Raw genomic sequence first — 24912 nt, forward strand, 5'->3', positions numbered from 1 at the left:
AGGGGCGACGGGCCGGCACTCAGCGCGGCGGCGATGCAGTCGAAGGCTGACCGGCTTCGCCGGTCAGTACCGTGCCGGGACGCCGATGCGTTGCACGATGACCTCGCGTTCTGGGATGCGATGCGCGGCTACGACTGCTTGGCCGGCGCCGACTCGACCTTCATCCGTGTCTACGCTCATGCGGCGTCGGTTCCTCAGACACTCGAGGACTGGCAGGACACCCTCGGCGCAGACCGCGACGTCGTGCGCGGTGAGAATTGGTACGTCATCGGACCGCGCACCGTCATCGACGCCGTGGACGTCCCCTGGGACACGATTCCTGGAGACGAAGCGACCCCGACGAAGCTGACCGCGGAGCAGGACTACCTCACCACCTGCGTGCGCTTCGTCGCGAGTGAAGGGGAACGGTACGTGCAACGGCCGGGCGAGCGCGATGGTTCAGCAAAGCAGTACGAGACCATCTTCCCTGGTGTCCTCGCCGATCTGCATGCAGCGATCGAGGACCTCGGCCGAACCAGGATCCGCCAGATCGCGGACACCGAGCGGTGGACCGCGGCCCTCTCCCAGATCGGTCCCCGCCTCAAGGCGAAGTGCGTGTCGGCGTACGAGAAGGTGCGCACGACCGTGCGTTCGATCGAGGGAGGCTGATGACGACCGCATCCACTCACGGCTCATCGCGCACAGCAGTCGTGAGCTCAGCGACGATCGCGTCGCTGAGCGGCACTGTCCTCGCCGCGGACAACGCGCTTGGATTCGCCGGCGTACATCTGTTCAGCGCAGGGGTCGCGCTGTTCGTCGTGGCGCTGGCGGTGCTTGCAGCGACGGCAAGCGTGGTGCTCAGTGCGCGGGCACGCGATCTCGCTCGCGGCGTGGGGGCGGCCTCGGTCCTCGCCTTTGTGCTGACCCTGTCACCGGCCATCGCCACGGCTCTCTGGTTTCCGCTCTCGTTGGCGCTCCAGTCGCTCGTACCGCTGGGGTTCGTGACCTGTGCGATCACCACCTGGCAGACCTCGATCGCGAAGCCGCTCCGGACCTGGTCGGCGGTCGTCGCCGTCCTCGCGGTCGCGTGGGGCATCGGCGCCTACGTCCCGCTCCGGCTCGAAGTCTTCCTCGCCCTCCAGGTGGCGACGCTGCTCGCAGCGTCCGTCATCCTCGGGTATCCGTGGGTCCAGCGGCTCGCCGCGTGCCTGCGACACCTCTGGGACAGCGCAGAAGTCCGCTGAACCGGTGGCCACGCCCCAGGAAGGGAGCCGAGACCTGTTGATCGCCTAGAGCGCGTGCGCCCCGAGCACCATCCCCGCGACCCACGTCGCCGCCAGGGCGAGCGCCCCGCCGACGACCACCCGGGTGGCGGCACGGCCACGCCGAGCACCGCCGAGCACCGCTCCGGTGATGCCGGTGGCGGCCAGGGCGAGCAGCACGGCGACGACCACCACGGCGATCCGGCTCGACGCCGGTGCCAGCACGGTCGCCAGGAAGGGCAGCAGGCCACCGACGACGAACGTCGCCGCGGACACCCACGCCGCACGCCACGGGCTGACGACCTCGTCGGCGGCGGCGCGCTCCTCGGCGGTCGTCCACGCGGCGCGGACCTCGGGTCGGGCCAGCTCCTCGGCGACCGAGGCCGCGACCGACTCGGACACCCCGAGCGCCCGGTACGCGGCCGCGACGTCGTCGTGCTGCTGCGCCACCGCGGCACGTCGGGCGGCCGCCTCGGTCTGGCCGGTCCGCTGCGCGTCACGGGCACCGCTGACCGAGACGTACTCGCCGAGGGCCATCGACACGGCGCCGCCGACCAGCGCTGCTCCGCCAGCCGCGAGCACTGGTCCGATCGCGACCCCGGCACCGGCGACGCCGACGACGACGGCGGCCACGGACACGATGCCGTCGTTCGCGCCGAGCAGGCCGGCGCGGAGCCAGTTCAGCCGCGCGGCACTCGTCGACTCCGCCGGTGACAGGGCGGGCAGTGCGGGGACGGTCGTGGTTGCCATGTGGACGAGCAAACACCCGGACGGTGCCGCTGTCCAGCCAGGCAAGGCTGCCCTGACCTGGGGTTTCCAGGTCAGGACAGCCTTGCCTACCCTCGGTTCGCCGACCCTCCGTCGCGCGCCCGCAGGAACGCCACCTGCCGCTCCCAATGCCGGAAGCCGCCGCCCTCGTGCCCGTTGTAGGCGTAGACCTCGATCTCGCGGTCAGTGGAGCCGAGCGCGTTGTACGCGGCGAAGGTGGTGCGCGGCGGCACGACCTCGTCCATGAGCGCGACGGAGAACAGCGCGGGAGCGGTGACCCCGGCCGCGAAGTTCACCCCGTCGAGGTAGGACGTCGTCGTCCACACGGTCTCGGCCGCGTCGCGGTGCACGGCGAGGTAGCGGACGAGCTCCTGGTACGGGTCGCTCACCGCGACGAGGGCTCCGTGCTCCCAGTCGCACAGGAACGCGACGTCGGGCATCACCGCGACGAGTGGTCCGACGTGGGCCTCGACGAGTGCTGCTGCGGCGATCGTGATGCCGCCGCCCTGGCTGCCGCCGGTCAGGGCGATGCGGTCCGGGTCGACACCCGGGAGCGTGCGGACCGCATCCACCAGTCGGACGGCATCCGTGAAGACCCTCCGGTAGTAGTGGTCCTCGGGCCGCTCGATGCCGCTCGTCATCCAGCCGCCGATGTGCGGACCGGCGCCGTGCGGGTCCGGGGTGTCCCCGCCGCCCCAGCCGCTGCCCTGTCCGCGGGTGTCCATCACGACGTGGACGTACCCGGCGAGGGCCCAGGCGACCCGTTCCCCGGGCCGACCGCGTCCGCCGTTGTAGCCGAGGTACTCGACGACGACGGGCAGGTCGGCCGCGGCGTCCACCGGTCGGGTGACCCAGGCGCGCACGGGATCGCCCGCGAAGCCCGGGAAGGTCAGGTCCTCGACCACGAGCCCGGTGACGGGGGTGTCGGCGGGCTCCAGGGTCGGGGCCGTGTCCGCTCCCGCGGCGCGGGCCTCGGCGATGGTGTCGGCCCAGAACCGGTCGAAGTCCTCCGGTCGGCGGATGGTGGGGCGGTGTTCGCGGAGTTCGTCGAGGGGCAGGTCGGTCAGCGGCATGGTGGTGTCCTCCGGGGACGATCATGCCCCCGGCACCGTCGAGACGGCACCGGGGGCACGGGGATCGGGTGGTGCAGGGCTCAGCGCACCGCGTCGCGGTAGTGCTCGAGCACCTCGGGGTGCGGGTCCGCCGGCACCGTCGTCGTGGCGATGTCCCACGACGGCAGTGCACCGGTCAGCGCCCAGGCCGCCTGGCGAGCGGCACCGGCGGCGACGTACTCGCCGGGTTCCGGCAGCTCGACGTCACGGCCGAACACCTGTGCGGCGATGGTCCGGACGGCCTCGTTGCGCGCGGCCCCGCCGATGAGCAGGAGCCGCTCGACGGTGACGCCGGTCGCCTCGACGGCGGCCAGGCCGTCCGCGAGCGCGCAGAGCATGCCCTCGAACGCCGCCCGGGCCAGGTGCTCCCGGTCGGTGGTCGCCGGGGTCATCCCGAGCAGGGACGCGGTGGCGTCCGGACGGTTCGGTGTGCGCTCGCCGACGAAGTACGGCACCAGGACGAGGCCGTCGGCCCCGGCCGGCGCCGCCAGCGCCAGTCGACCCAGCTCGCCGTGGTCGACGCCGAGCAGGCCGCCGATCACCTCGAGCACGCGGGCCGCGTTGAGCGTCGTGACGATCGGGAGGCGCGCCCCCGTCGCGTCCGCGAAGCCCGCCACGGTCCCGCTCGGGTCCGCCAGCTCGGTGTCGGTGACGCCGAAGACGGTCCCGCTGGTCCCGAGGGACACCGCGACGTCGCCCGGGCCGAGCCCGAGGCCGAGTGCTGCGCCGGCGTTGTCACCGGTGCCGGCACCGACCACGAGGCCCGCCCGTGCGACGGCGCCGGCGGGCAGGGTGACGTCGGCGTCGAGCGTGCCCATCGCGGCGTCGGGAGCGACGACGCGGGGCACGACGACGGCGTCCGCGGACCCGTCACCGGCGACGCGCATCGGCCGACCGAGCGCGAGCTCGAACAGCTCTGGGTCGTACTCCTCGCGGGCCGGGTCCCAGTACGCGGTGCCGCTGGCGTCGGAGCCGTCGGTCGCGAGCGCGTCGAGGTCCGGGCCGAGCGGGCTCTCGTCCGCGGGGCCGAAGCCGCGCAGCCGCCACGACAACCAGTCGTGGGGGAGTGCGACCGCTGCCACGCGGGCGGCGTTCTCCGGCTCCGCGTCGCGGAGCCAGCGCAGCTTCGTACCGGTGAACGAGGCCACCGGGACCAGTCCCGTGCGGGTGACCCAGGCCTCCCGGCCGAGTTCCTCGACCATCTGCGCTGCTGCGTCGGCGCTGCGGACGTCGTTCCAGAGGAGGGCGTCGCGGACGACGCGACCCTCGGCGTCGAGCGCGACCATGCCGTGCTGCTGGCCGGCGACCGCGACGGCGGCGACGTCGTCGAACCCGCCGGCGTCCGCGATCGCGGTGCCGAGGGCGTCCCACCAGTGGCGGGGGTCGACCGACGTGCCGTCCGGGTGGGACGCACGACCCTCACGGACCACGGCGCCGGTGACGGCGTCGCGGATCGTGACCTTGCAGGACTGGGTCGACGAGTCGACCCCTGCGACGAGCGTGCCGTCGCCGGGGTCGACCGCGCCGGACGGGACGTCAGCCACGAGCGCCCATGAGGTGCTCGAGCGCGAGCTGCTGCAGCCGGACGAAGCCGAAGCCCTTGCCGCCGAAGTAGGCGTCGGCGTCGAAGTCCTCGTACGCGGAACGGTCGGCGAGGAACGCGTCGTACGTCTCGCCCTCGTTGAGCGTCGGCGTGCTCAGCTCGGGGACCTTGGAGGCCTCGAGCGCTGCCTGGACCTCGGGGTCGGCGCGGAAGGCCTGCGCGCGCTCCTTGAGGAGCAGGTACATGCGCATGTTCGCGGCCGCGGAGTCCCAGACACCGGAGAAGTCCTCGGTGCGGCTCGGCTTGTAGTCGAAGTGGCGCGGGCCGTCGTACGCGACGCCGCCCTGGGGGGAGCCGTGCTCGAGCAGGTCGACCAGCGAGAACGCGTTCTGCAGGTCGCCGTGACCGAAGACGAGGTCCTGGTCGTACTTGATGCCGCGCTGACCGTTGAGGTCGATGTGGAAGAGCTTGCCCGAGTAGAGCGCCTGGGCGATGCCGGCCGTGAAGTTCAGGCCCGCCATCTGCTCGTGGCCGACCTCGGGGTTCACGCCGAAGAGCTCGGGGCGCTCGAGCGTGTCGATGAAGGCGATCGCGTGGCCGAGCGTCGGCAGCAGGATGTCGCCGCGGGGCTCGTTCGGCTTCGGCTCGATCGCGAACCGGATGTCGTAGCCCTTGTCGGTGACGTACTGCGCGAGCAGGTCGACCGACTCCTTGTAGCGGGAGAGCGCGGCCTGCACGTCCTTGGCGGCGTCGTACTCGGCGCCCTCGCGGCCACCCCACATGACGAACGTCTTCGCGCCGAGCTCGGCGGCGAGGTCGACGTTGCGGAAGACCTTGCGGAGCGCGAACCGACGGACCTGCCGGTCGTTCGAGGTGAAGCCGCCGTCCTTGAAGACCGGGGCGGAGAAGAGGTTGGTCGTGACCATCGGCACGATGATGCCGGTGGACTCGAGCGCGCCCTTGAGGCGGTCGATCTGCTTCTGTCGTTCGGCGTCGGTCGAACCGAACGCGAACAGGTCGTCGTCGTGGAAGGTGAGGCCGTAGGCCCCGAGCTCGTCGAGCTTCTCGACCCCCTCGACCACGTCGAGCGGGGGTCGTGTCGGACCGCCGAAGGGGTCCGAGCCGTTGTATCCGATGGTCCAGAGACCGAAGGAGAACTTGTCTTCGCGGGTGGGCGTCGTCGCCATGGTGTGTCACCGTTCGTCGTCGAACAAAATGTTGCCGCGCCCAACATAAGCGGTAGGGTGGATCGTGGCAAGGACGTGATCGCAAAGGAGCGAACGGATGGCACGCAGACCCCTCCGGGTGGCGATGATCGGGCACGGCTTCATGGGAGCCGCGCATTCACAGGCGTGGCGGACCGTGCCCAGGTTCTTCGACCTCGACGCCGAACCCGAGATGACCGTGGTCGTCGGACGTGACCCCGACCGGACCGAGGCAGCCCGGGTGCAGTACGGCTGGCAGCGCGCCTCGACCGACTGGCGTGCCGTCGTGGCCGACCCCGACGTCGACGTGGTCGACATCGTGTCGCCCGGCTCGTCGCACGTCGAGATCGCGATCGCCGCGCTGCAGGCCGGCAAGCACGTGCTCTGCGAGAAGCCCCTCGCCAACACCGTCGCCGAGGCCGAGGCGATGGTCGACGCAGCCCGCGCGGCGCGCGAGCACGGCGTCCGCGCGATGGTCGGGTTCAGCTACCGCCGCGTGCCGGCGATCGCGTTCGCGCGGCAGCTGGTGCAGGACGGGAGGATCGGGACGGTCCGCCAGGTCCGCGCGCTGTACCTGCAGGACTGGTTGACCGACGAGGAGGGCCCGATGACGTGGCGCCTCGACAAGGCGCTCGCCGGGTCCGGCTCGCTCGGCGACATCGGTGCGCACGCGATCGACCTCGCCGAACACGTGACCGGCGCACAGCTGTCCACCGTCTCCGGCACGCTCGAGACCTTCGTGCACGAACGCCCGCTGCTCGGCGAGGGCGTGGGACTCTCCGGCACGGCGTCGACCGAACGCGGGCAGGTCACCGTCGACGACGCGGCGTTCTTCCTCGGACGCCTGACCGGTGGCCGCGCGGACGGTGCGATCGGCACCTTCGAGGCCACCCGCTACGCGACCGGCCGGAAGAACGGGCTGACGCTCGAGGTCTCGGGGTCCACCGGAGCGATCCAGTTCGACCTGGAGTCGATGAACGAGCTCCGTCTGTACGAGTCGTCCGCACCCGCGGGCGAGCAGGGCTTCCGCCGCATCCTCGTCACCGAGCCCGAACACCCCTACATGGCGGCCTGGTGGCCGACGGGACACCTGATCGGGTACGAGCACACCTTCAGCCACCAGGTGAAGGACCTGGTCGACGCCATCACGAGCGGCACCGACCCCTCGCCGTCGTTCGAGGACGGCCTGCACGTGCAGCGCGTGCTCGACGCCGTCGAACGCAGCGCCGCCGACGGCAGCAGCTGGACGGCCATCCCGTGACCGACGACACGACCGAGACCGCCGACACGACCGGGAACGACCCCACGACCTCAGCCCACCAGGAGGGCACCATGGCACGCCACGCACTCGTCGTCCGCGGAGGATGGGACGGACACCAGCCCGTCGAGACCACGGACGTCTTCATCCCGTTCCTCCGCGACAACGGCTTCGGCGTCCGCGTCGAGGACTCCACCGCCGTGTACGCCGACGACGCCGTGATGGCGGAGGTCGACCTGGTCGTGCAGGTCAACACGATGACGACCATCGCCGACGACGAGTTCGCCGGCCTGCAGCGCGCGGTCCTCGCCGGCACCGGGCTCGCCGGATGGCACGGCGGCATCGCGGACGCCTACCGCAACAACGCGGACTACCTGCACATGATCGGCGGCCAGTTCGCCCACCACGCGGGCAAGCACCCCGACGAGCGCATCGGCGAGCAGTCCGACAACTACGTGCCGTACACCGTGCACATGACCGACCTCGGCCACGAGCACCCGATCACCCAGGGCATCGAGGACTTCGACCTGGTCACCGAGCAGTACTGGGTGCTCAGCGACGAGTACAACGACGTCCTCGCGACCACGACACAGGACGCCCGTCCGTGGGACGCCTGGAACCGCCCGGTCACCGCGCCGGCGATCTGGACCCGCCAGTGGGGGAAGGGCCGCGTGTTCGTCTCCGCCCCCGGACACCGGGTGGAGATCGTCGAGTCGCAGCCGGTCCGCACCATCATCGAGAGGGGACTCCTGTGGGCAGCACGATGAACGTCGGCATGGTCGGCGTCGGGAACATCAGCAAGCAGTACCTCGAGCACTTCCCGGGGCTGTCGAACCTCCGCCTGACCGCGGTCGCCGACCTCGACACCGAGCGTGCCGCGGCCGTCGCTGCCGAGCAGGGCGTCCTGGCGCTCGGCGTCGACGAGCTCCTGGCCCACGACGACGTCGACGTGGTCCTCAACCTGACGATCCCGGCCGCGCACGCCGACGTCGCGGCCCGGGCGCTCGCCGCGGGCAAGCACGTCTACGGCGAGAAGCCCCTCGCGCTCTCGACGGCCGAGGCCGCCCCCGTGCTCGAGCAGGCACGTGCCGCCGGGCTCCGGGTCGGCAGCGCGCCCGACACCGTCCTCGGCACGGGGATCCAGACCGCCAGGGCCGCGCTCGACGACGGCCTGATCGGCACCCCGCTCGGCGCCGCGGTGTCGTGGAGCGCCCCGGGCCACGAGCTCTGGCACCCGGCACCCGGCTTCTACTACCAGCCGGGCGGCGGTCCGCTCCTCGACATGGGCCCGTACTACCTGACCAGCCTCGTCACGTTCTTCGGCCCGGTCGTCCGCGTCAGCGGCAGCACGACACGCTCCACCCGTGAGCGCACCGTCGCCACCGGCCCCGCCGCCGGCACCGTGCTGCCCGTCGACGTCGACACCCACGTCGTCGCGATCCTCGAGCACGAGGGCGGCGTGGTCTCCACCGTGACGCTGTCGTTCGAGGTCTGGGCGACGCAGAGCCCGCTCTTCGAGGTGTACGGCACGGCCGGCACCCTCGAGGTGGCCGACCCGAACCGGTTCTCCGACCCGGTGCGCATCGCCACCGCTGACGACCGCGACTGGCGCGAGCTGCCGGTGGGCGCCGGGTACCAGGACGCGGGCCGCGGCTTCGGACTGTCCGACCTGGCCCGCGCCGTCGAGACGGACCGCGAGAACCGGGCCTCCGGCGACCTCGCGTTCCACGTCCTCGACGTGATGGAGGCGATCACCACCGCCGGCCGCGACCACACCGTCGTCACCGTCGGTTCGCGTGTCGACCGACCGGCCCCGGTGGCCGCCGGCTCCCGACCGGAGTCCTGGTGAGCGCCGTGGCGGACGCGGGGCGAGCCTCCCGTCCGGTCACGCTGTTCACCGGACAGTGGGCCGACCTGCCGTTCGAGGAGGTCGCACGACTGGCCGGGGAGTGGGGCTACGACGGCCTGGAGATCGCCTGCTGGGGCGACCACCTCGACGTCCGGCGTGCCGCGACGGACCCGGAGTACGTCGCCGACCGGCAGCGGATCCTGCGCGAGAACGGCCTGGGCGTCTGGACGATCGCGAACCACCTGGTCGGCCAGGCCGTGTGCGACGACCCGATCGACGCCAGGCACGAGGACATCGTCCCGCCGCGGGTGTGGGGTGACGGCGACCCGGAGGGCGTCCGCCAGCGCGCCGCCGAGGAGCTGCAGTGGACGGCCCGTGCGGCCGCCGCACTCGGCGTCGACACCGTCACCGGGTTCTCCGGGTCCTCGATCTGGAAGACCGTCGCCGGGTTCCCGCCCGTGCCACCGGCGATGATCGACGCCGGGTACCAGGACTTCCACGACCGCTGGTCGCCGATCCTCGACGTGTTCGAGGAGGTGGGCGTCCGGTTCGCGCTCGAGGTCCACCCCTCCGAGATCGCCTACGACTACTGGACGGCTGCGCGGACCCTCGAGGTCTTCGCCGACCGCCCCGCGTTCGGCTTCAACTTCGACCCGTCGCACTTCGTCTGGCAGGACCTCGACCCCGCCGCCTTCCTGCTCGACTTCGCCGACCGGGTGTACCACGTGCACTGCAAGGAGTCGGTGAAGCAGCTCGACGGCCGCAACGGACGCCTCGGCAGCCACCTGCCGTGGGGCGACCCGCGCCGGGGCTGGGACTTCGTCACCGCCGGGCACGGGGACGTGCCCTGGGAGCGGGTGTTCCGCGTGCTGAACCACATCGGGTACACCGGGCCGACCAGTGTCGAGTGGGAGGACGCCGGCATGGACCGGCTCGTCGGCGGGCCCGAGGCGCTGGCGTTCGTGCGGCGGCTCGGCACCATCGCGCCGCCCGACGCCTCGTTCGACGCTGCCTTCTCCAGGTCGCGCTGAGGCCCCGCGTGCCGATCGACGTCCCCCGGCGGAACACCGCCCGCGTGCTCCGCATCGTCCACGAGGACGGTCCGCTCACTCGGGCCGACCTCACCCGCCTGACCGGCCTGAACCGCTCGACCACCCTGGCGCTGGTCGGGGAGCTCGTCGACCTCGGGCTGGTGGGGGAGGACCTGGACGGCGGGACGGGCGGGGGTGCGGGCGACATGCCTGCGTCCGGCACCGGCCGTGGTCGCCCGAGCCCGACCGTCCGCGCCTCGGCCGACGTCGTCGCGGCAGCGGTCACCGTGGAGATCGACGCCGTCACGGTGGCGCTGGTCGGCCTCGACGGCTCCATCCGCGTGCGCGTCACCGAGCACACCGCCGACCGGCCCACCGCTCGGGAGGCCGTCCGACTCGTGGCGGCCCTGCTCGACGGCCTGCACGACGACCTCGTCGGCCTGCGCCTGGTCGGCATCGGCGTCGCGATCCCCGGCACGGTCCGTGTCGAGGACGGCCTGGTCCGCTACGCCCCGCACCTCGGCTGGCGCGACGAGCCCTTCGCCGAACCCCTCGCCGCCGCCACCGGTCACCCCGTCCGGGTCGCGAACGACGCCAACCTCGGCGCGCGGGCAGAGCACCTGTACGGCAGCGGCCGGGGCGTCCGCGACCTCATCTACCTCAACGGCGGCGCGAGCGGCATCGGTGGGGGCGTGATCAGCGCCGGTCGACCACTCAGCGGCGCCGACGGGTACGCGGGCGAGATGGGCCACACCTTCGTCGCGGCGAACGGCATCCGCTGCCACTGCGGTGCGATCGGGTGCCTGGAGACCGAGGCCTCCCGTGCAGCGCTCGTCGCCGTCACCGGGGTCCCGGCCGACGACCTGCAGGCGCTCGCGGCGGCGCTGGCCGGCGCCGCGGCGCGAGACGACGCGGCGCGAGACGCCGCCGCCGCGCGGGGCGACGCCGGGGCCCACGCCGACGGCACGCTCCCCGACGGGCCGTCCGCGGTCGCGCGCGTCGTCGACCGGCAGGTGGCGGCGCTGGCCACCGGGCTGCGCAACGCCATCCACACCGTGAACCCCGCGGTCGTCGTCCTCGGTGGGTTCCTCGGCGTGCTGCTCGGACACGTGGGCGACCGCATCGTCACCGCCGTGCGGGAGCAGTCGATGGCCGCCATGGCCGACCGCGTCCGCATCGTCCCCGCCGCCCTCGGTCGGGACGTCCTGCTCCGCGGAGCCGCCGAGATCGGCTTCCGCGACCTCCTCGACGACCCCACCCGGGTCGCCGACACCGACCCGACCCGGGTCGCCGACACCGACCCGACCCGGGTCGCCGACACCGACCCGACCCGGGTCGCCGACACCGACCGGGTCCCCGACCCCGCCGCGGCCGACGGCACCCCCGCCGGTCGCGCCACCACGCACCAGAGAGCGAGCACCGCATGAGCACCACCGACACCCAGCGCGTCAGCGTCCTGCAGGGCCAGGACGCCCTCACGATCGAGGACCGCCCCGTCCCCGCCGTCGACCCCGGCGACGTGCTCGTCCAGGTCGCCGCGGTCGGCGTCTGCGGCTCCGACGTGCACTACTTCCGCCACGGCCGCATCGGCGACTTCGTCGTCGAGGAGCCCCTCGTCCTCGGCCACGAGCTCTCCGGCACGATCACCGCCGTCGGCGAGGGCGTCGACTCCGCCCGCATCGGGGAGCGCGTCGCCGTCGAGCCGCAGCGCCCCTGCCACCGCTGCGCCCAGTGCCTGGCCGGCCGCTACAACCTGTGCCCGCACATGCGCTTCTACGCGACGCCGCCGGTCGACGGTGCGTTCGCCGAGTACGTCACGATCGAGGCCGAGTTCGCGCACCCGCTGCCCGACTCCGTGTCGTTCGAGGCCGGCGCCCTCCTCGAACCGCTCTCCGTCGCCATCGCCGCGGTCCGCAAGGCGCGCATCGTCCCCGGGTCGTCGGTCCTCATCGCCGGCGCCGGTCCGATCGGCATCATCTGCGCGCAGACCGCCAAGGCCTTCGGCGCCAGCCGCATCGTGGTCAGCGACCTCGTCGCCGAGCGGCGTGAGCGGGCGCTGTCCTACGGCGCCACCGAGGTCGTCGACCCCACCGTCGTCTCCGTTGCGTCCGACATCGTGCCCGTCGACGCCTTCATCGACGCCAGTGGCGCACCCCGCGCGGTCTCCGACGGCATCAAGGCCGTGGGACCCGCCGGTGCCGCCGTCCTGGTCGGCCTCGGCAACTCGGAGATGACCCTGCCCGTCGAGCACATCCAGAACCTCGAGGTCACGGTCACCGGCATCTTCCGCTACACCGGCACGTGGCCGGTCGCGATCGAGCTGGTCGCCTCCGGCCAGATCGATCTCGACTCACTCGTCACGGGGCGCTTCGGCCTCGACGACGTGCGCGAGGCCCTCGAGAGCGACACCGACCCCGAGTCCCTGAAGTCCGTCGTCTACCCCGGCGGCGTCCCGACCGCCTGACGCGTAGCAGCCACCCACCGGACGGGAGGCTCGGTGCCACCTGGCACCGAGCCTCCCGTCCGGCACGCGCCCCGGACCGGGGCCACCCCCGCGCCACCGGGACGCGCTACGGTTCGCGCATGACCGTCGCTCCACCGCCGCAGCGCACCGATCGTCGCGCCCTCGTCTCCTGGGCGCTCTGGGACTGGGGCTCGGCGGCGTTCAACGCCGTCGTCACGACCTTCGTGTTCAGCACCTACCTGGCGAGCCGTGCGTTCGTCGACCCGGCGCTCGTCGCGGCCGAGGACTCCTCGCCCGCCGCCAAGCAGGCCGTCCAGGACCAACTCGCCCACAACGCCACCGTCGTCTCCACCGCGCTGACGATCGCCGGCATCGTCGTCGCCCTGGTCGCCCCGGCGGTCGGTCGGCTGGCGGACTCCTCCGGGCACCGTCGCCGCTCCGTGCTGGTCGCGACGATCGGCGTCGCCTTGTCCATCGGCGCGATGGTCTTCGTCGCCCCGAGCCAGCCGCTCCTGGTGCTCGGTGCCGCGCTCATCGGCATCGGGACCGTTGCCTACGAGATCGCCTGCGTCGGCTACAACGCGATGCTCAGCCAGGTCGCCCCCGGGCGCTCGACCGGCCGCGTGTCGGCGATCGGCTGGGCTGCCGGGTACTTCGGCGGCATCGTGCTGCTCGTCGTGCTCCTGGTCCTCTGCATCCAGGACTTCGGCGCCGGCGACACGGCGGGCCTGCTCGACCTGCCCGCGACCGTCGCCTCGGGGCAGTGGGACGTCCGCGTGGCGATCGGCATCGCCGCCGTCTGGCTGGCTGTGAGCTCGATCCCGCTGTTCCTCGTCGTGCCGGAGGCCGAGCGCGACCCCGCCCGCGCCGGCACCCTGCTGTCCGCGTACCGGGACCTCGGGCGGGACGTCGCCCGGCTCTGGCGTGAGCGCCGCAACGTCCTGGCGTTCCTCGTGGCGAGCGCGGTGTTCCGCGACGGCGTCGGCGCGGTGTTCACCTTCGGCGGGATCATCGCCGCGCAGGTCTTCGGGTTCAGCGCCTCGCAGGTGATCCTCTTCGCCATCGTCGCGAACGTGGTCGCCGGCATCGCCACCTTCGCGTCCGGCAGGCTCGACGACCGGTTCGGCTCGCGCGCGCTCATCATGGTGTCGCTCGTCGGGCTGGCGGTGTGCGGGACGGCCGTGATCTTCGTCGGCAGCGCGCCCGCCGGGTTCTGGGTGCTCGGACTCGCGCTGTGCGTGTTCGTCGGGCCGGTGCAGTCGTCCTCGCGCTCGTACCTGACGCGGCTCGCGACGCCCGGCCGCGAGGGGGAGCTCTTCGGCCTCTACGCCACCACCGGCCGTGCGGCGTCGTTCATCGCGCCCGCGATGTTCGGCCTCGCCGTGACCATCGGCGGCTCCACGCGCTTCGGGATCATCGGTGTCGTCGTGGTCCTGGTCGCCGGCCTGGTGCTGATGGCCTTCGTCAAGCCCGAGCCCCGGGTCCCCGCCGCGGCCTGACCCCGCTCCACCCCTCCCCGACTCGGAACGACAAGCTCGCCGTCGTACGACCTCGACGTTGTTGCACATGCAGACGCATCTGCCGACACGACGGCGGTCGTTCGACTTCTGCGGTGTCGGAACATGCGGACGCACACGATCCGTCCGCATGTTCCGGCAACGCGGGCGTCGTTCGACTCGTGCCGTGTCGGAACATGCGGACGCAACCACGGGTGGGCGCGCCAGCACCCACCGGACGGGAGGCTCGGTGCCGGACGCGGGGCGAGCCTCCCGTCCGGTGGGTGGTGGCGTTGGTGCGCGCTGGCCGGGTGGGCCAGGATGGGGACATGACCGACCAGCGGATCGCCGTCGTCGTCCTCGCCGCCGGGCAGGGCACACGCATGAAGTCCTCCACGCCCAAGGTGCTGCACCGGCTCGCCGGGCTGCCGCTCCTCGCGCACGTCCTGCGCACGGCCGAGTCGCTCGCGCCGGAGCACGTCGTCGTCGTCGTGCGGCACGAGCGCGAGCGCGTCGCCGCCGAGGTGACCGAACGCATGCCGGACGCGATCGTGGTGGACCAGGACGACGTCCCGGGCACCGGACGCGCGGTCGAGGTGGCGGTCGCCGCACTGCCCGCCGGGTTCGACGGGGCCGTCGTCGTGCTGTCGGGCGACGTCCCGCTGCTGGACGGCACCTCGCTCCGACGCATCGTGGACGTGCACGGCACGGCGGCGAACGCCGTGACCTTCGTCAGCGCCATCGCACCGGACCCGACCGGGCTGGGCCGCATCCTCCGCGACGCCGACGGCGCCTTCGCGGGGGTCGTCGAGCACAAGGACGCGACCGACGACCAGCGCGCGATCACCGAGACGAACGCCGGCATCTACGCGTTCGACGTGACGCACCTGCGTGCCGTGCTGCCCTCGCTCACGACCGAGAACGCCCAGGGCGAGATGTACATCACCGACGCGCCGGCCCTGATCCAGGCGCGCGGTGGGCGCATCGACGTCGTCACGCTGCCGGACCCGTGGCTCGTCGCCGGCATCAACGACCGCGCGCAGCTCGCCGACGCGGCCCGGGTGCTCAACGACCGGATCGTCCGACGGCACCAGCTCGCCGGCGTCGCGATCCAGGACCCGACCTCGACGTGGATCGACCTCGACGTCACGATCGAGGCCGACGCCGTGGTCCTCCCGGACACGCAGCTCATCGGCGCGACGGCCATCGCGGCCGGGGCCGTCGTGGGCCCGGGCACGACCCTCCGCGACACCGAGGTCGGTGCCGGGGCGACGGTCAACCGCGTCGACGCCACGCTCGCCGTGATCGGGGACGGTGCCTCGGTCGGGCCGTTCGCCTACCTGCGTCCGGGCACGATCCTCGGCGACCAGGGCAAGATCGGCACCTTCGTCGAGACCAAGAACGCGCGGATCGGCCGGGGCAGCAAGGTCCCGCACCTGTCCTACATCGGCGACGCCGAGGTGGGCGAGGACTCGAACATCGGGGCCAACACGATCACTGCGAACTACGACGGTGTGCACAAGCACCGCACCGAGGTCGGGTCGAACGTCCGCACAGGCTCGCACAACGTGTTCGTCGCCCCGGTTAGGATTGGCGATGGGGCGTACACGGGTGCAGGGACGACAGTCCGCAAGGACGTCCCTGCCGGATCGCTCGCGATCAGCTACGCCCCACAGCGCAACACCGACGACTGGGTCCAGGAACACCGACCCGGGACGCCGGCGGCCGAGGCGGCTCGGCGCGCGCGAGGCGAATGACACCTTCGACGGCCACCAGCCGTCACACGAGGGCCCGGCAACGGGTCCGGACACACGGCCCCGCGGGGCCAGGGAGTGAGTACGGCACTTGTCCGGAATCAAAACGACCGGCCAGAAACGACTCGTCCTCGTCTCGGGTCGAGCCCACCCTGAGCTCTCTGCACAGATCGCGGACGAGCTCGACGTCGAGCTCGTCCCCACCGACGCCCGCACCTTCGCGAACGGTGAGCTCTACGTCCGGTTCGACGAGTCGGTCCGCGGGTGCGACGCCTTCGTCATCCAGTCGCACACGGCGCCCATCAACGAGTGGCTCATGGAGCAGCTCATCATCGTGGACGCGCTGAAGCGGGCCTCTGCCAAGCGCATCACGGTCGTCGCGCCGTTCTACCCGTACGCGCGGCAGGACAAGAAGGGCCGTGGCCGCGAGCCGATCTCGGCCCGACTCGTCGCCGACCTGTTCAAGGCCGCCGGTGCGCACCGCATCATGAGCGTCGACCTGCACGCCGCGCAGATCCAGGGCTTCTTCGACGGCCCCGTGGACCACCTCTTCGCGATGCCGGTCCTGCTCGAGCACTTCAAGGCGATCCTCGACCCGTCGATGCTGACCGTCGTCTCCCCGGACATGGGCCGCGTCCGCGTGGCCGACATCTGGTCCGAGAAGCTCGGCGCACCGCTCGCCATCATCCACAAGCGTCGCGACCCGCTCGTGCCGAACCAGGTCACCGTGCACGAGATCGTCGGCGACGTCTCCGGCCGCTGGTGCCTGCTCGTCGACGACCTCATCGACACCGGCCGCACCATCGCCAAGGCCGCAGAGGCCCTGAAGGCCGCCGGCGCGATCGGCGTCGTGGTCGCCGCGACGCACGCCGTGTTCTCCGACCCGGCCACCGAGCTGCTGCAGAGCGAGTTCATCGACCGCGTCGTCGTGACCGACACCCTGCCGGTGCCGGTCGAGAAGCGCTGGGACCGTCTCGAGATCCTGCCGATCGCCCCGCTGCTGGCGCGCGCGATCCACGAGGTCTTCGACGACGGCTCGGTGACGTCGATGTTCGATGGAGCGGCCTGATCCACCCTGCGCGTGACGCCCTCGCCGCCCGACTCCGGGCGGCGGGGAGCGTCTTCGCCGAGGACGAGGCCGACCTGCTGTTGGCGGCCGGCGACGGTGACCCGGCCCGACTCCGGTCGGTCGTGCAGCGCCGCCTGGCCGGGGAACCGCTCGAGTACGTGCTCGGATGGGCCGCGTTCGACGGCCACCGCATCCGCGTCGCACCGGGCGTCTTCGTCCCGCGCACCCGCACCACGGTCGTGGTCGAGCAGGCCGCGCGGCTGCTGCACCGCTACGACCGCGTGGTCGACCTGTGCTGCGGTGCCGGAGCGATCGCCGTCGCCCTGCTCGGACGCGTCGGTGCGCTCGACCTCGTCGCGTCGGACGTCGACCCCGACGCGGTCGACGTCGCCGCCGAGAACATCGGCGACCGCGGCATCGTCGTCGCCGGTGACCTCTTCGCGCCGCTGCCGACCCGGTTCCGCGGGGTGGTGGACGTCATCGCGGTGAACGCGCCGTACGTGCCGACCGACGCGATCGCCACCATGCCCGCCGAGGCCCGTGACCACGAGCACCGCGTGGCCCTCGACGGCGGCGGGGACGGCCTCGACCTGCACCGTCGGATCGCCGCGGGCGCGGGGGAGTGGCTCCGGCCGGGCGGCGCCGTGGTCATCGAGGTGTCGTCGGCGCAGGCGTCGGACTCCGTCGCGGTGTTCGCGTCAGCGGGGTTCGCGGCGCACGTCGAGCACGACGACGAGGTCGACGGCACGTGCGTGGTGGCGGTCGCCGCTGCTGCCGCAGACGGGGCTACTGCTGCTGGTGCTGGTGCTGGTGCTGCTGCTGGTGGTCCGACCGGGGTCAGCGCGCCGTCAGCGTGATCGCGTCCCACCCGGTGGCGCCGTTCGGCGCCGGCGGACGCTGCACGCTCGTCTGCACCTGACCGTCGGCACCGACGGCACGGATCTGCACGTCGTGCGTGCCGGCCGTCGCCGTCCACCGCAGGACCCACTGCCGCCAGGTGTCCGAGGACACGGAGTCGGCGAGCTCGGCGTCCTGCCAGTCCGCCGACCCGACCTTCACCTGCACGGCCTTGACGCCCGTGTGCGGGTGCCAGGCGACCCCGGCGATCGCGACCCGGTCGCCGACGGCCACCGTGGTGCCGTTCGCGGGGGTGTCGATGCGTGACTCGAGCTTCACCGGGCCACGAGCGGACCAGCCGCGCGGGGTCCAGTAGCCCTGGGCGTCGGCGAACCGGGTGACCTCGAGGTCGACGACCCACTTGGTGGCGGAGACGTAGCCGAAGAGCCCGGGGACGACCATCCGGACGGGGAAGCCGTGCTCCGCGGGCAGCGGGTCGCCGTTCATCCCGACGGCCAGCAGCGCGTTCGTGCCCTCGTCCTGGAGCACGTCGAGCGGGGTGCCAGCGGTGAAGCCGTCCTCGCTCGTCGAGAGGACCATGTCGGCGTCCTCGGTGGGTCGGGCCCGGGCGAGGAGCGTGCGGATCGGGTGGCCGAGCCAGAGCGCGTTGCCGATGAGGTCGCCACCGACCTCGTTCGACACGCAGCTCAGCGTCGCCATGTGCTCCTCGAGCGGGAGCGCGAGGAGGTCGTCCCAGCTCAGGGTGATCTCGTGCTCGACCGCGCCGTGGATCCGGAGCGACCAGTCCGCGGGGTCGATCGACGGCACCCGGAGCGCGGTGTCGATCCGGTAGAAGTCGGCGTTCGGGGTGACGTACGGCGTGATGCCCTCCACGTCGAGGGACGCCCCGGCCGGCACCGTGGGCGCGGCGTTGACCGGTGCCGGCAGACGGATGGCGCGTCGGACCGCCGCGGCGCGCTGCATGCCGGCCGTTCCCAGCCGTGCGCCCGTGCCGGCGACGATCGACACCGCTCCGAGGGCTGCCGTCCACACCAGGAACGAGCGTCGCTCCGGCAGCGGGGCGTCGGTCCTGGTCGGGGTCGCGGCGGCGAACCGCCACGTCCGCAGCCGCTCGACGAGTACGCGGAGGACGATCACGGCCGCCCCGACCCCGAGGACCGACGGGCCGCCGTCCCAGGTGCCCGAGCCGGACCGGGTGGTCACGGCGAGCAGCGAGAGCGCACCGCCGACGGCGAAGACGAGCGCACCGAAGGGCGGTCGGCGGAGTTCCAGGATCCCGGCGCCGGCCGAGACCGCGAGCATGAGCACCGCCATCAGCACGAAGAGCGCCACCTTGTCGCCCGTGCCGAACAGGGCGACCATGAGGTCCTTCGCGCCGCCGGGGGCGAGGTCGATCACGGCGGAGCCGACCGCGACGAGCGGGCTGCCCGCACCGCCGAGGACGAGGGCGCACAGCTCGGCGACGGCGAGGAAGGCGAGTGCGGCGACGACGCCGGCCGCGGCCGCGGCCAGGCGCGGACGCAGGGTCGTTCGACTGGTGGGCACCGGCCGATGCTACGGCTGCACGCTGAGTGCGCCGCCTGTGGAGGCTCGTCCCACCTGAGTGGGTCGCCGGGTGTTCACGGGTGGTCGGTGGGGTTCCCCGGCGGACCGTGCGAGGATCGGGACGTGCTGAGGCGACCGGACCGTGTCCCGCGGGACGGTCGCGCCCGACAGCGGATGTCGCCGCTCCGCCGCCTCGCCCTGATCCGATGGGTGATCGTCGGCGTCTGGGCGGCCCTGCTGGTCGCCAGGATCGTCGTCGTCTCGCGCAGCCCCGACGCCGACCTCACCGTGTTCGGCGTCCTCGAGGTGGGCGTCGTCGTCCTCGGCATCGCGGTCGTGCTGGGCGGGATCCTCCGGATGCAGGGTCTCCGCCGGCGCCGCGAGGACGAGTCCCTCGCCATGGCCATCCGACGGATCGACCCGACCGTGTGGCTGGTGCCGGCCGCTCCGACCGCCGAACTCCGCCTGACGGTCGAGGAGGCCCGTCCCGAGGTCCCGCTCGGCGCCCGCGTGACGTGGGCATTCGGTGCGACGGAGGCCTCGCTCTGGGAACTCGACGAGCGTCGGGCCACCCGGCTGCTCGTCATCCGGTGGAGCCGGGTCATGCACGTCGGACTCGAGGACGCGAGTGGTCCTGGCGGACGGCAGGGCTGCGCGGTCGCGATGCACTACGTCCGACCGGACGAGACGACCGCTGTCGCGACGTTCTTCGTCCGCACGGCACCCGGTTCGCGGCGGGTGCTCGGTCGCGGGCCGAAGCTCGACCGCCTGGTGGCGGAGCTGGTGCGGGAGCGCATCGTCGCCTGACGCTCGCCTGACGCTCGCCGGACCGAGGCCCGTACGCGACGGAGCGGGCGGATGTCGATGCCCACCCGCTCCGTCGCCGTGACGGCGAGACCGTCAGTGCGTCGACGGCTCCTGCTCGACCTCGCGGCGGTCGTCCTCGGACCACAGCGTGTGGAAGGTGCCGTCCTTGTCGATGCGCTGGTAGGTGTGCGCACCGAAGAAGTCGCGCTGGCCCTGGATCAGGGACGCGGGCAGCCGGTCGGAAGCGAGCGAGTCGAAGTACGACAGCGCGGACGAGAAGCCCGGCGCCGGGATGCCCGACGCGGCCGCGATGCCGACGATGCGGCGCCAGGCGGCCTCGCCCTCGGCCACGGCGTCGGCGAAGTACGGGTCGACGAGCAGGGACTCGAGCTCCGGGTCCTTGTCGTAGGCCTCGACGATGCGGTTCAGGAACTGTGCGCGGATGATGCAGCCACCACGCCAGATCTTCGCCATGTCACCGAGGTTGATGTCCCAGTCATACTCCTTGGCCCCGGCGATGATGAGGTCGAAGCCCTGGGCGTACGCGACCACCTTCGACGCGTACAGCGCCGCGCGGACGTCGTCGGCGAACGTGTCGGGGACCTCGGCGATCGACGGCCGGTTCTTCACGGACTTCTGGACGGCGGCACGCTGCGACGCCTTCGACGACACGGCCCGGGCGAAGACCGCCTCGCCGATGCCGGACACCGGGATGCCGAGCCCGACCGCGTTCTGCACGGTCCAGACGCCGGTGCCCTTCGAGCCGGCGGCGTCGCGGATGACGTCCACGAGCGGCTTGCCGGTGTCGGCGTCCTGCTGCTTGAGGACCTCCCCGGTGATCTCGATCAGGTAGGACTCGAGGTCGCCCTTGTTCCACTCGTCGAACACCTTGACGAGGTCCTCGACGGACAGGCCGCCGACGCGGCGGAGCAGGTCGTAGGACTCCGCGATGAGCTGCATGTCGGCGTACTCGATGCCGTTGTGCACCATCTTCACGAAGTGGCCCGCGCCGTCGGTGCCGACGTGGGTCACGCACGGCTCGCCCTCGGCGACCGCGGCGATCGACTTCAGGATCGGCCCCAGGGTCTCCCAGGCCTCGTCCGAGCCGCCCGGCATGATCGACGGGCCGTGCAGGGCGCCCTCCTCGCCACCGGAGATGCCGGTGCCGACGAAGTTCAGGCCCTGCTCGCGGAGCTCGTGCTCGCGGCGGATGGTGTCCTGGAAGTTCGCGTTGCCGCCGTCGACGATGATGTCGCCTTCCTCGAACCGCTCGGCGAGCTGCCCGATGACCGCGTCGGTGCCCTTGCCGGCCTGCACCATGATGATCGCGGTGCGGGGCTTGGCGAGCGACGCCACGAAGCCGTCGATGTCCTCGGACGCGATGAAGCCCGCGTCGCCGTGCTCCTTGATGAGTTCTTCGGTGCGGGCGTAGGTGCGGTTGTAGACCGCGACCGTGTTGCCCTCACGCGACGCGAGGTTGCGCGCGAGGTTCGATCCCATCACCGCCAGCCCCACCACGCCGATGTTCGCCTGACCGTTGCTGTCTGCCACGAGGGTCTCCTTCGTCATGTTGCGCCCAAACTACGTTCGCCGGCCTGGGACCGCCCGGTCAGTTGCGGCAACCTGGGGAGAACAGGCACCCCTGCCCATACGGTGGAGGCATGAGCGACCGACCGACCCGCCCGCCCGTCCTCGTCATGGGGGTCTCCGGCTCCGGCAAGTCCACGATCGGCAAGGCCCTCGCCACGGCGCTGGACGGCCGCGGCGAGGCTGCCGAGTTCGTCGACGCCGACGACCTGCACCCGGCGTCGAACAAGGAGAAGATGCGGCAGGGCACGCCCCTGACCGACGAGGACCGCTGGCCGTGGCTCGACGCCTGCGCTGCCCGCATCGCCGAGGTCGAGGCCGCCGGCAAGCGCTGCGTGATGGCGAACTCCGCCCTCAAGCGCGTCTACCGCGACCGGCTGCGGGCGAGCGCGCCGGGGCTGTTCATCGCGTACCTCGACGGGTCGCGGGAGCTCATCGCGGACCGGCAGTCGCACCGGCACCACGAGTACATGCCGAACTCGCTGCTCGACTCGCAGTTCGGCACGCTCGAGCGTCCCGCGGAGGACGAGGCCGGCGCTGCCGTCCCGATCCAGGGCACCGTCGACGAGACCGTCGCGCGCATCCTCGCCCTCCTGCCCTGAGGCTCGGCCGCACGGTGCGGTCTCGCCCGCCCCGTGCGAGCTTGACCACTCCGTGCGCCACGACGACGCCGCACCGAGTGGTCAACCTCGCACCACGCGCGGCAGAGCCCCCGACAGAGCGCCACCTACAACTTGAACGTCGCCCGCGGGATGTCGGACACGATCCGCTGCGCCGTCCGCACGGCGTCCTCCTCGGACACCTGGTGCGTCACGACGAGTGACGCCAGGTACGCCGCGTCGGCCCGCCGTGCCATGTCGTGCCGAGCGGGGATGGAGCAGTACGCCCGGGTGTCGTCGATGAACCCGGACGTCTTCGTGAACGACGTCGAGTCGGTGACCGCCGACCGGTAGCGCCCGATCGCCGCGGGGGTGTCGATGAACCACCACGGCGCCCCGGCGTAGACGGCGGGGTAGAACCCGGCGAGCGGCCCGATCTCGCGCGAGAACACCGTCTCGTCGACGGTGAACAGCACCAGGTGGAACCCCGGCGCGGTGCCGAACGACTCCAGCAGCGGCCGCAGCGGCTCGGTGAACGCGCCGACGGCTGGCAGGTCGTGCCCGGTGTCCGGTCCGAAGCGTTCGGCGGTGGGCGTGTGGTGGTTCCGGATGATCCCCGGGTGCAGCTGCATGACCAGGCCGTCGTCCACGCTCATCTCGGCCCACCGGAAGAGCATGTCGTGCCGGTAGGCCACGGCCTCTGCCGCGGTCACCCCGGACGGGCCCTGCAGCGCAGCCGTGTGGATCCGCGCGCGCTCCGCCGGCGACAGCGGCGTCGATCCGGCATCCAGCACGCCCGTGTCCGTCGCGGTCGCACCGTGCTCGATGAAGTACTGCCGGCGTGCGCGGAGTGCCGCGAGCAGTCCGTCGTGGGTGCCCGTGTCGATGCCGGCGGCCTGGCCGACGGACGCGACCACGAGCCCCCAGTCCGGTCGGGACGGGTCGAAGACGGCGTCCGCGCGGAAGGTGGGGAGCACCCGGCCGCGGAAGGTCGGGTCGGCGGCGAGCCGCGCGTGCGCGGCGAGGTCGGCGTCCGGGGCGTCGGTGGTGGCCAGGACCTCGATGCCGAAGGCGTCGAACAGGGCGCGCGGCCGCATCTGCGGCTGCTGGAGCAGACCGGCGATGTGGTCGTACTGCGCGTCCGCGTTCGCGGCCGACGGCTGCTCCGTCAGCCCGAAGACGTCGTGCAGCTCCGTCTCGAACCAGTACCGGACGGGGGTGCCGAGGAAGTCGTCCCAGTGCTCCGCCAGGTTCCGCCAGACGGCACGGCCTGGAGGCTCGGTGCCGGTCCCCGACAGGTCGACGCGACCCAGCGCCTCCAGTCCGACACCGTTCGCGTGCAGGAGCCGCAGGACGTAGTGGTCCGGCGTGATCAGCAGCGCGGCGGGGTCGGCGAACGGCTGGTCGTCCGCGATCAGGGCCGCGTCGACGTGCCCGTGCGGGGAGATGACCGGCGCGTCGGCGACGGCCTGGTACACGGTGCGGGCGATGGTCCTGGTGGCGGGGTCGGCGGGGAACAGCCGGTCCGGGTGCGGGGCCAGGGTGCGCGGGGGGGTGGTGGGCATCATCGGTTCCTTCGCGAGGACGGCGTGGACGGCGTGGTGGGTGCGGGTCCGGTCGACTCGCGCACCGTCAGGTGGGTCGGCAGGGCGACGGCGCCGCTCATGTGCTCGCCGGGGAGCTCGTCGGCCGGGACGGCACCGAGCCGGCCGAGGAGCATCCGGATCGCGACGCGGCCGGCCCGTTCGATCGGCGACGTCATGGTGGTGAGCGGCGGGTTGCAGAAGTCGGCGCCGAAGATGTCGTCGCAGCCGACGATGCTGATGTCCTCGGGCACGCGGACGCCGCGCTCCCGGAGCCGGCCGAGCATGCCGATCGCGATGAGGTCGTTGAAGGCGATGCACGCCGTCGCTCCCGCGTTGACGGCGGCGTCCGCGGCGGCGGCCCCCGAGTCGACGAACGGGGCGTGCGGGCCGATCCGGGCGACGCGGACGTCCAGGCGCTTCGCGACGCGGACCAGGGCGCGCCAGCGGCGTTCGTTCGACCACGAGCTGTCCGGCCCTGCGACGTACAGGACGTCGCGGTGCCCGAGCGACACCAGGTGCTGCACGGCCTGCTCGACACCGCCCGGTGTGTCGATGAGCACGGACGGCACTCCGGCCGGGCGGCGGTTCACGACCACGAGCGGGGTGCGCTCGGCGAACTTCGCGATCTGCGCGTCGGACAGGCGCGATGCGGTGAGCACGACGCCGTCGGCCTTCGTGGACACCGCGCTGAGGGCGGCCATCTCGGCGTCCGCGGACTCCTCGGTGTCGACGAGCAGCTGCGTCCACCCGGCGGCGGCGAGCTGGTGCTGCGTGCCCCGGATGACGTCGAAGTAGAACGGGTTCGTGATGTCGGACACCAGGACCGCGACCGCCCGCGTCCGGCCCGACGTCAGTGCGCGGGCCTGCGAGTTCGCGACGTAGCCGAGGTCGCGCGCGGCCTGCTGGATGCGCTGCTGCGTCGCGGGGTTCACGCGGTCGGGGAGCGACAGGGCGCGGGACACCGTCGACGGTGCGACCCCTGTCGCGGTGGCGACGTCGCGGATCGTGACGCGGCGCGATGCGTCGGTCTCGGTCATGTGCGCCTCCCTGGTGTGCTGCTGCGTGTCCCGAACGGGTGTGTTGCTGCGTGTCTCGAACGGGTGTGCTGCTGCGTGTCCCGAACGCTAGGCCGCTCTGGCA

22 protein-coding genes are annotated in these 24912 nt (G+C 72.5%); 14 read left to right on the forward strand and 8 right to left on the reverse strand.

What is annotated here, in order from left to right:
- Positions 1-33: 33 nt before the first annotated feature.
- Together ITJ54_RS14555 and ITJ54_RS14560 are read left to right on the forward strand one after the other, a co-directional pair.
- Positions 34-648, forward strand: a complete 615-nt coding sequence (locus ITJ54_RS14555; RefSeq protein WP_194629489.1) for a hypothetical protein — start codon at positions 34-36, stop codon at positions 646-648.
- Entirely contained in the window at positions 648-1223 is a 576-nt protein-coding gene (locus ITJ54_RS14560) for a hypothetical protein (protein ID WP_194629491.1), read from the forward strand. Before ITJ54_RS14555 ends, ITJ54_RS14560 begins: the two co-directional genes overlap by 1 nt.
- Positions 1224-1268: 45 nt before the next feature.
- Here ITJ54_RS14560 and ITJ54_RS14565 read toward each other — a convergent pair whose 3' ends face one another.
- From ITJ54_RS14565 to xylA, 4 genes are all read right to left on the reverse strand, one after another.
- Complete coding sequence (locus ITJ54_RS14565; RefSeq protein ID WP_194629493.1) at positions 1269-1991, reverse strand: VIT1/CCC1 transporter family protein; 723 nt, start codon at positions 1989-1991, stop codon at positions 1269-1271.
- Positions 1992-2077: 86 nt separating this feature from the next.
- Positions 2078-3082, reverse strand: a complete 1005-nt coding sequence (locus ITJ54_RS14570; protein WP_194629495.1) for an acetylxylan esterase — start codon at positions 3080-3082, stop codon at positions 2078-2080.
- Positions 3083-3162: 80 nt separating this feature from the next.
- Positions 3163-4665, reverse strand: coding sequence for a xylulokinase (gene xylB / locus ITJ54_RS14575; RefSeq protein WP_194629497.1), 1503 nt, complete (start codon positions 4663-4665; stop codon positions 3163-3165).
- Positions 4658-5851 (reverse strand): xylose isomerase, encoded by a 1194-nt coding sequence (gene xylA / locus ITJ54_RS14580; protein ID WP_194629500.1) that lies wholly within the window; start codon positions 5849-5851, stop codon positions 4658-4660. Before xylA ends, xylB begins: the two co-directional genes overlap by 8 nt.
- A gap of 97 nt (positions 5852-5948) precedes the next feature.
- On the opposite strand from xylA, the gene ITJ54_RS14585 reads away from it, so the two are divergent.
- The 10 genes from ITJ54_RS14585 to ITJ54_RS14630 all read left to right on the forward strand — a co-directional run bounded on the left by ITJ54_RS14585 (position 5949) and on the right by ITJ54_RS14630 (position 17647).
- Complete coding sequence (locus ITJ54_RS14585) at positions 5949-7130, forward strand: Gfo/Idh/MocA family protein (protein ID WP_228509481.1); 1182 nt, start codon at positions 5949-5951, stop codon at positions 7128-7130.
- Positions 7131-7201: 71 nt separating this feature from the next.
- Entirely contained in the window at positions 7202-7894 is a 693-nt protein-coding gene (locus tag ITJ54_RS14590; RefSeq protein WP_194629502.1) for a ThuA domain-containing protein, read from the forward strand.
- Positions 7879-8976 carry a Gfo/Idh/MocA family oxidoreductase gene (locus ITJ54_RS14595; RefSeq protein ID WP_323741740.1) on the forward strand — a complete coding sequence of 366 codons (1098 nt, stop codon included), beginning with the start codon at positions 7879-7881 and terminating at the stop codon, positions 8974-8976. Before ITJ54_RS14590 ends, ITJ54_RS14595 begins: the two co-directional genes overlap by 16 nt.
- Complete coding sequence (locus tag ITJ54_RS14600) at positions 8973-10007, forward strand: sugar phosphate isomerase/epimerase family protein (protein ID WP_323741741.1); 1035 nt, start codon at positions 8973-8975, stop codon at positions 10005-10007. The genes ITJ54_RS14595 and ITJ54_RS14600 overlap by 4 nt, the downstream gene beginning before the upstream one ends.
- An 8-nt stretch (positions 10008-10015) precedes the next feature.
- Positions 10016-11434, forward strand: coding sequence for an ROK family transcriptional regulator (locus ITJ54_RS14605; protein WP_323741742.1), 1419 nt, complete (start codon positions 10016-10018; stop codon positions 11432-11434).
- Positions 11431-12471: an NAD(P)-dependent alcohol dehydrogenase gene (locus ITJ54_RS14610; RefSeq protein ID WP_194629505.1), complete on the forward strand. Its 1041-nt coding sequence runs from the start codon at positions 11431-11433 to the stop codon at positions 12469-12471. Before ITJ54_RS14605 ends, ITJ54_RS14610 begins: the two co-directional genes overlap by 4 nt.
- A 119-nt stretch (positions 12472-12590) precedes the next feature.
- On the forward strand, positions 12591-13970 hold the full coding sequence (locus ITJ54_RS14615; RefSeq protein WP_194629506.1) for an MFS transporter: 1380 nt from the start codon (positions 12591-12593) through the stop codon (positions 13968-13970).
- Positions 13971-14296: 326 nt separating this feature from the next.
- The gene (gene glmU, locus ITJ54_RS14620) at positions 14297-15724 is read left to right on the forward strand and encodes a bifunctional UDP-N-acetylglucosamine diphosphorylase/glucosamine-1-phosphate N-acetyltransferase GlmU (RefSeq protein WP_194629508.1); all 1428 of its coding nucleotides are present in this window, start codon (positions 14297-14299) and stop codon (positions 15722-15724) included.
- Positions 15725-15812: 88 nt separating this feature from the next.
- Entirely contained in the window at positions 15813-16790 is a 978-nt protein-coding gene (locus ITJ54_RS14625; protein ID WP_071279358.1) for a ribose-phosphate diphosphokinase, read from the forward strand.
- Positions 16790-17647: a putative protein N(5)-glutamine methyltransferase gene (locus tag ITJ54_RS14630; RefSeq protein WP_194629864.1), complete on the forward strand. Its 858-nt coding sequence runs from the start codon at positions 16790-16792 to the stop codon at positions 17645-17647. The genes ITJ54_RS14625 and ITJ54_RS14630 overlap by 1 nt, the downstream gene beginning before the upstream one ends.
- On the opposite strand, the gene ITJ54_RS14635 is transcribed toward ITJ54_RS14630, so the two are convergent.
- Complete coding sequence (locus ITJ54_RS14635; RefSeq protein ID WP_323741743.1) at positions 17628-19193, reverse strand: molybdopterin-dependent oxidoreductase; 1566 nt, start codon at positions 19191-19193, stop codon at positions 17628-17630. The genes ITJ54_RS14630 and ITJ54_RS14635 overlap by 20 nt on opposite strands.
- Before the next feature lie 123 nt (positions 19194-19316).
- Between ITJ54_RS14635 and ITJ54_RS14640 the strand changes: the two genes are divergently transcribed.
- Entirely contained in the window at positions 19317-20000 is a 684-nt protein-coding gene (locus ITJ54_RS14640) for a hypothetical protein (protein ID WP_194629510.1), read from the forward strand.
- Between the two features lie 93 nt (positions 20001-20093).
- Here the strand turns inward: ITJ54_RS14640 and gndA are convergent, their stop codons facing one another.
- Entirely contained in the window at positions 20094-21569 is a 1476-nt protein-coding gene (gndA, locus tag ITJ54_RS14645) for an NADP-dependent phosphogluconate dehydrogenase (RefSeq protein ID WP_194629512.1), read from the reverse strand.
- Between the two features lie 92 nt (positions 21570-21661).
- Between gndA and ITJ54_RS14650 the strand changes: the two genes are divergently transcribed.
- Positions 21662-22189 (forward strand): gluconokinase, encoded by a 528-nt coding sequence (locus tag ITJ54_RS14650; RefSeq protein WP_228509482.1) that lies wholly within the window; start codon positions 21662-21664, stop codon positions 22187-22189.
- A 125-nt stretch (positions 22190-22314) separates the two neighbouring features.
- Here ITJ54_RS14650 and uxaC read toward each other — a convergent pair whose 3' ends face one another.
- Together uxaC and ITJ54_RS14660 are read right to left on the reverse strand one after the other, a co-directional pair.
- Positions 22315-23751 (reverse strand): glucuronate isomerase, encoded by a 1437-nt coding sequence (gene uxaC, locus ITJ54_RS14655; protein ID WP_194629514.1) that lies wholly within the window; start codon positions 23749-23751, stop codon positions 22315-22317.
- Complete coding sequence (locus ITJ54_RS14660) at positions 23751-24809, reverse strand: LacI family DNA-binding transcriptional regulator (RefSeq protein WP_194629516.1); 1059 nt, start codon at positions 24807-24809, stop codon at positions 23751-23753. Before ITJ54_RS14660 ends, uxaC begins: the two co-directional genes overlap by 1 nt.
- Positions 24810-24912: the final 103 nt, after the last annotated feature.

It is taken from the genome of Curtobacterium sp. VKM Ac-2865 (assembly GCF_015350905.1).
Taxonomy (GTDB): Bacteria; Actinomycetota; Actinomycetes; order Actinomycetales; family Microbacteriaceae; genus Curtobacterium.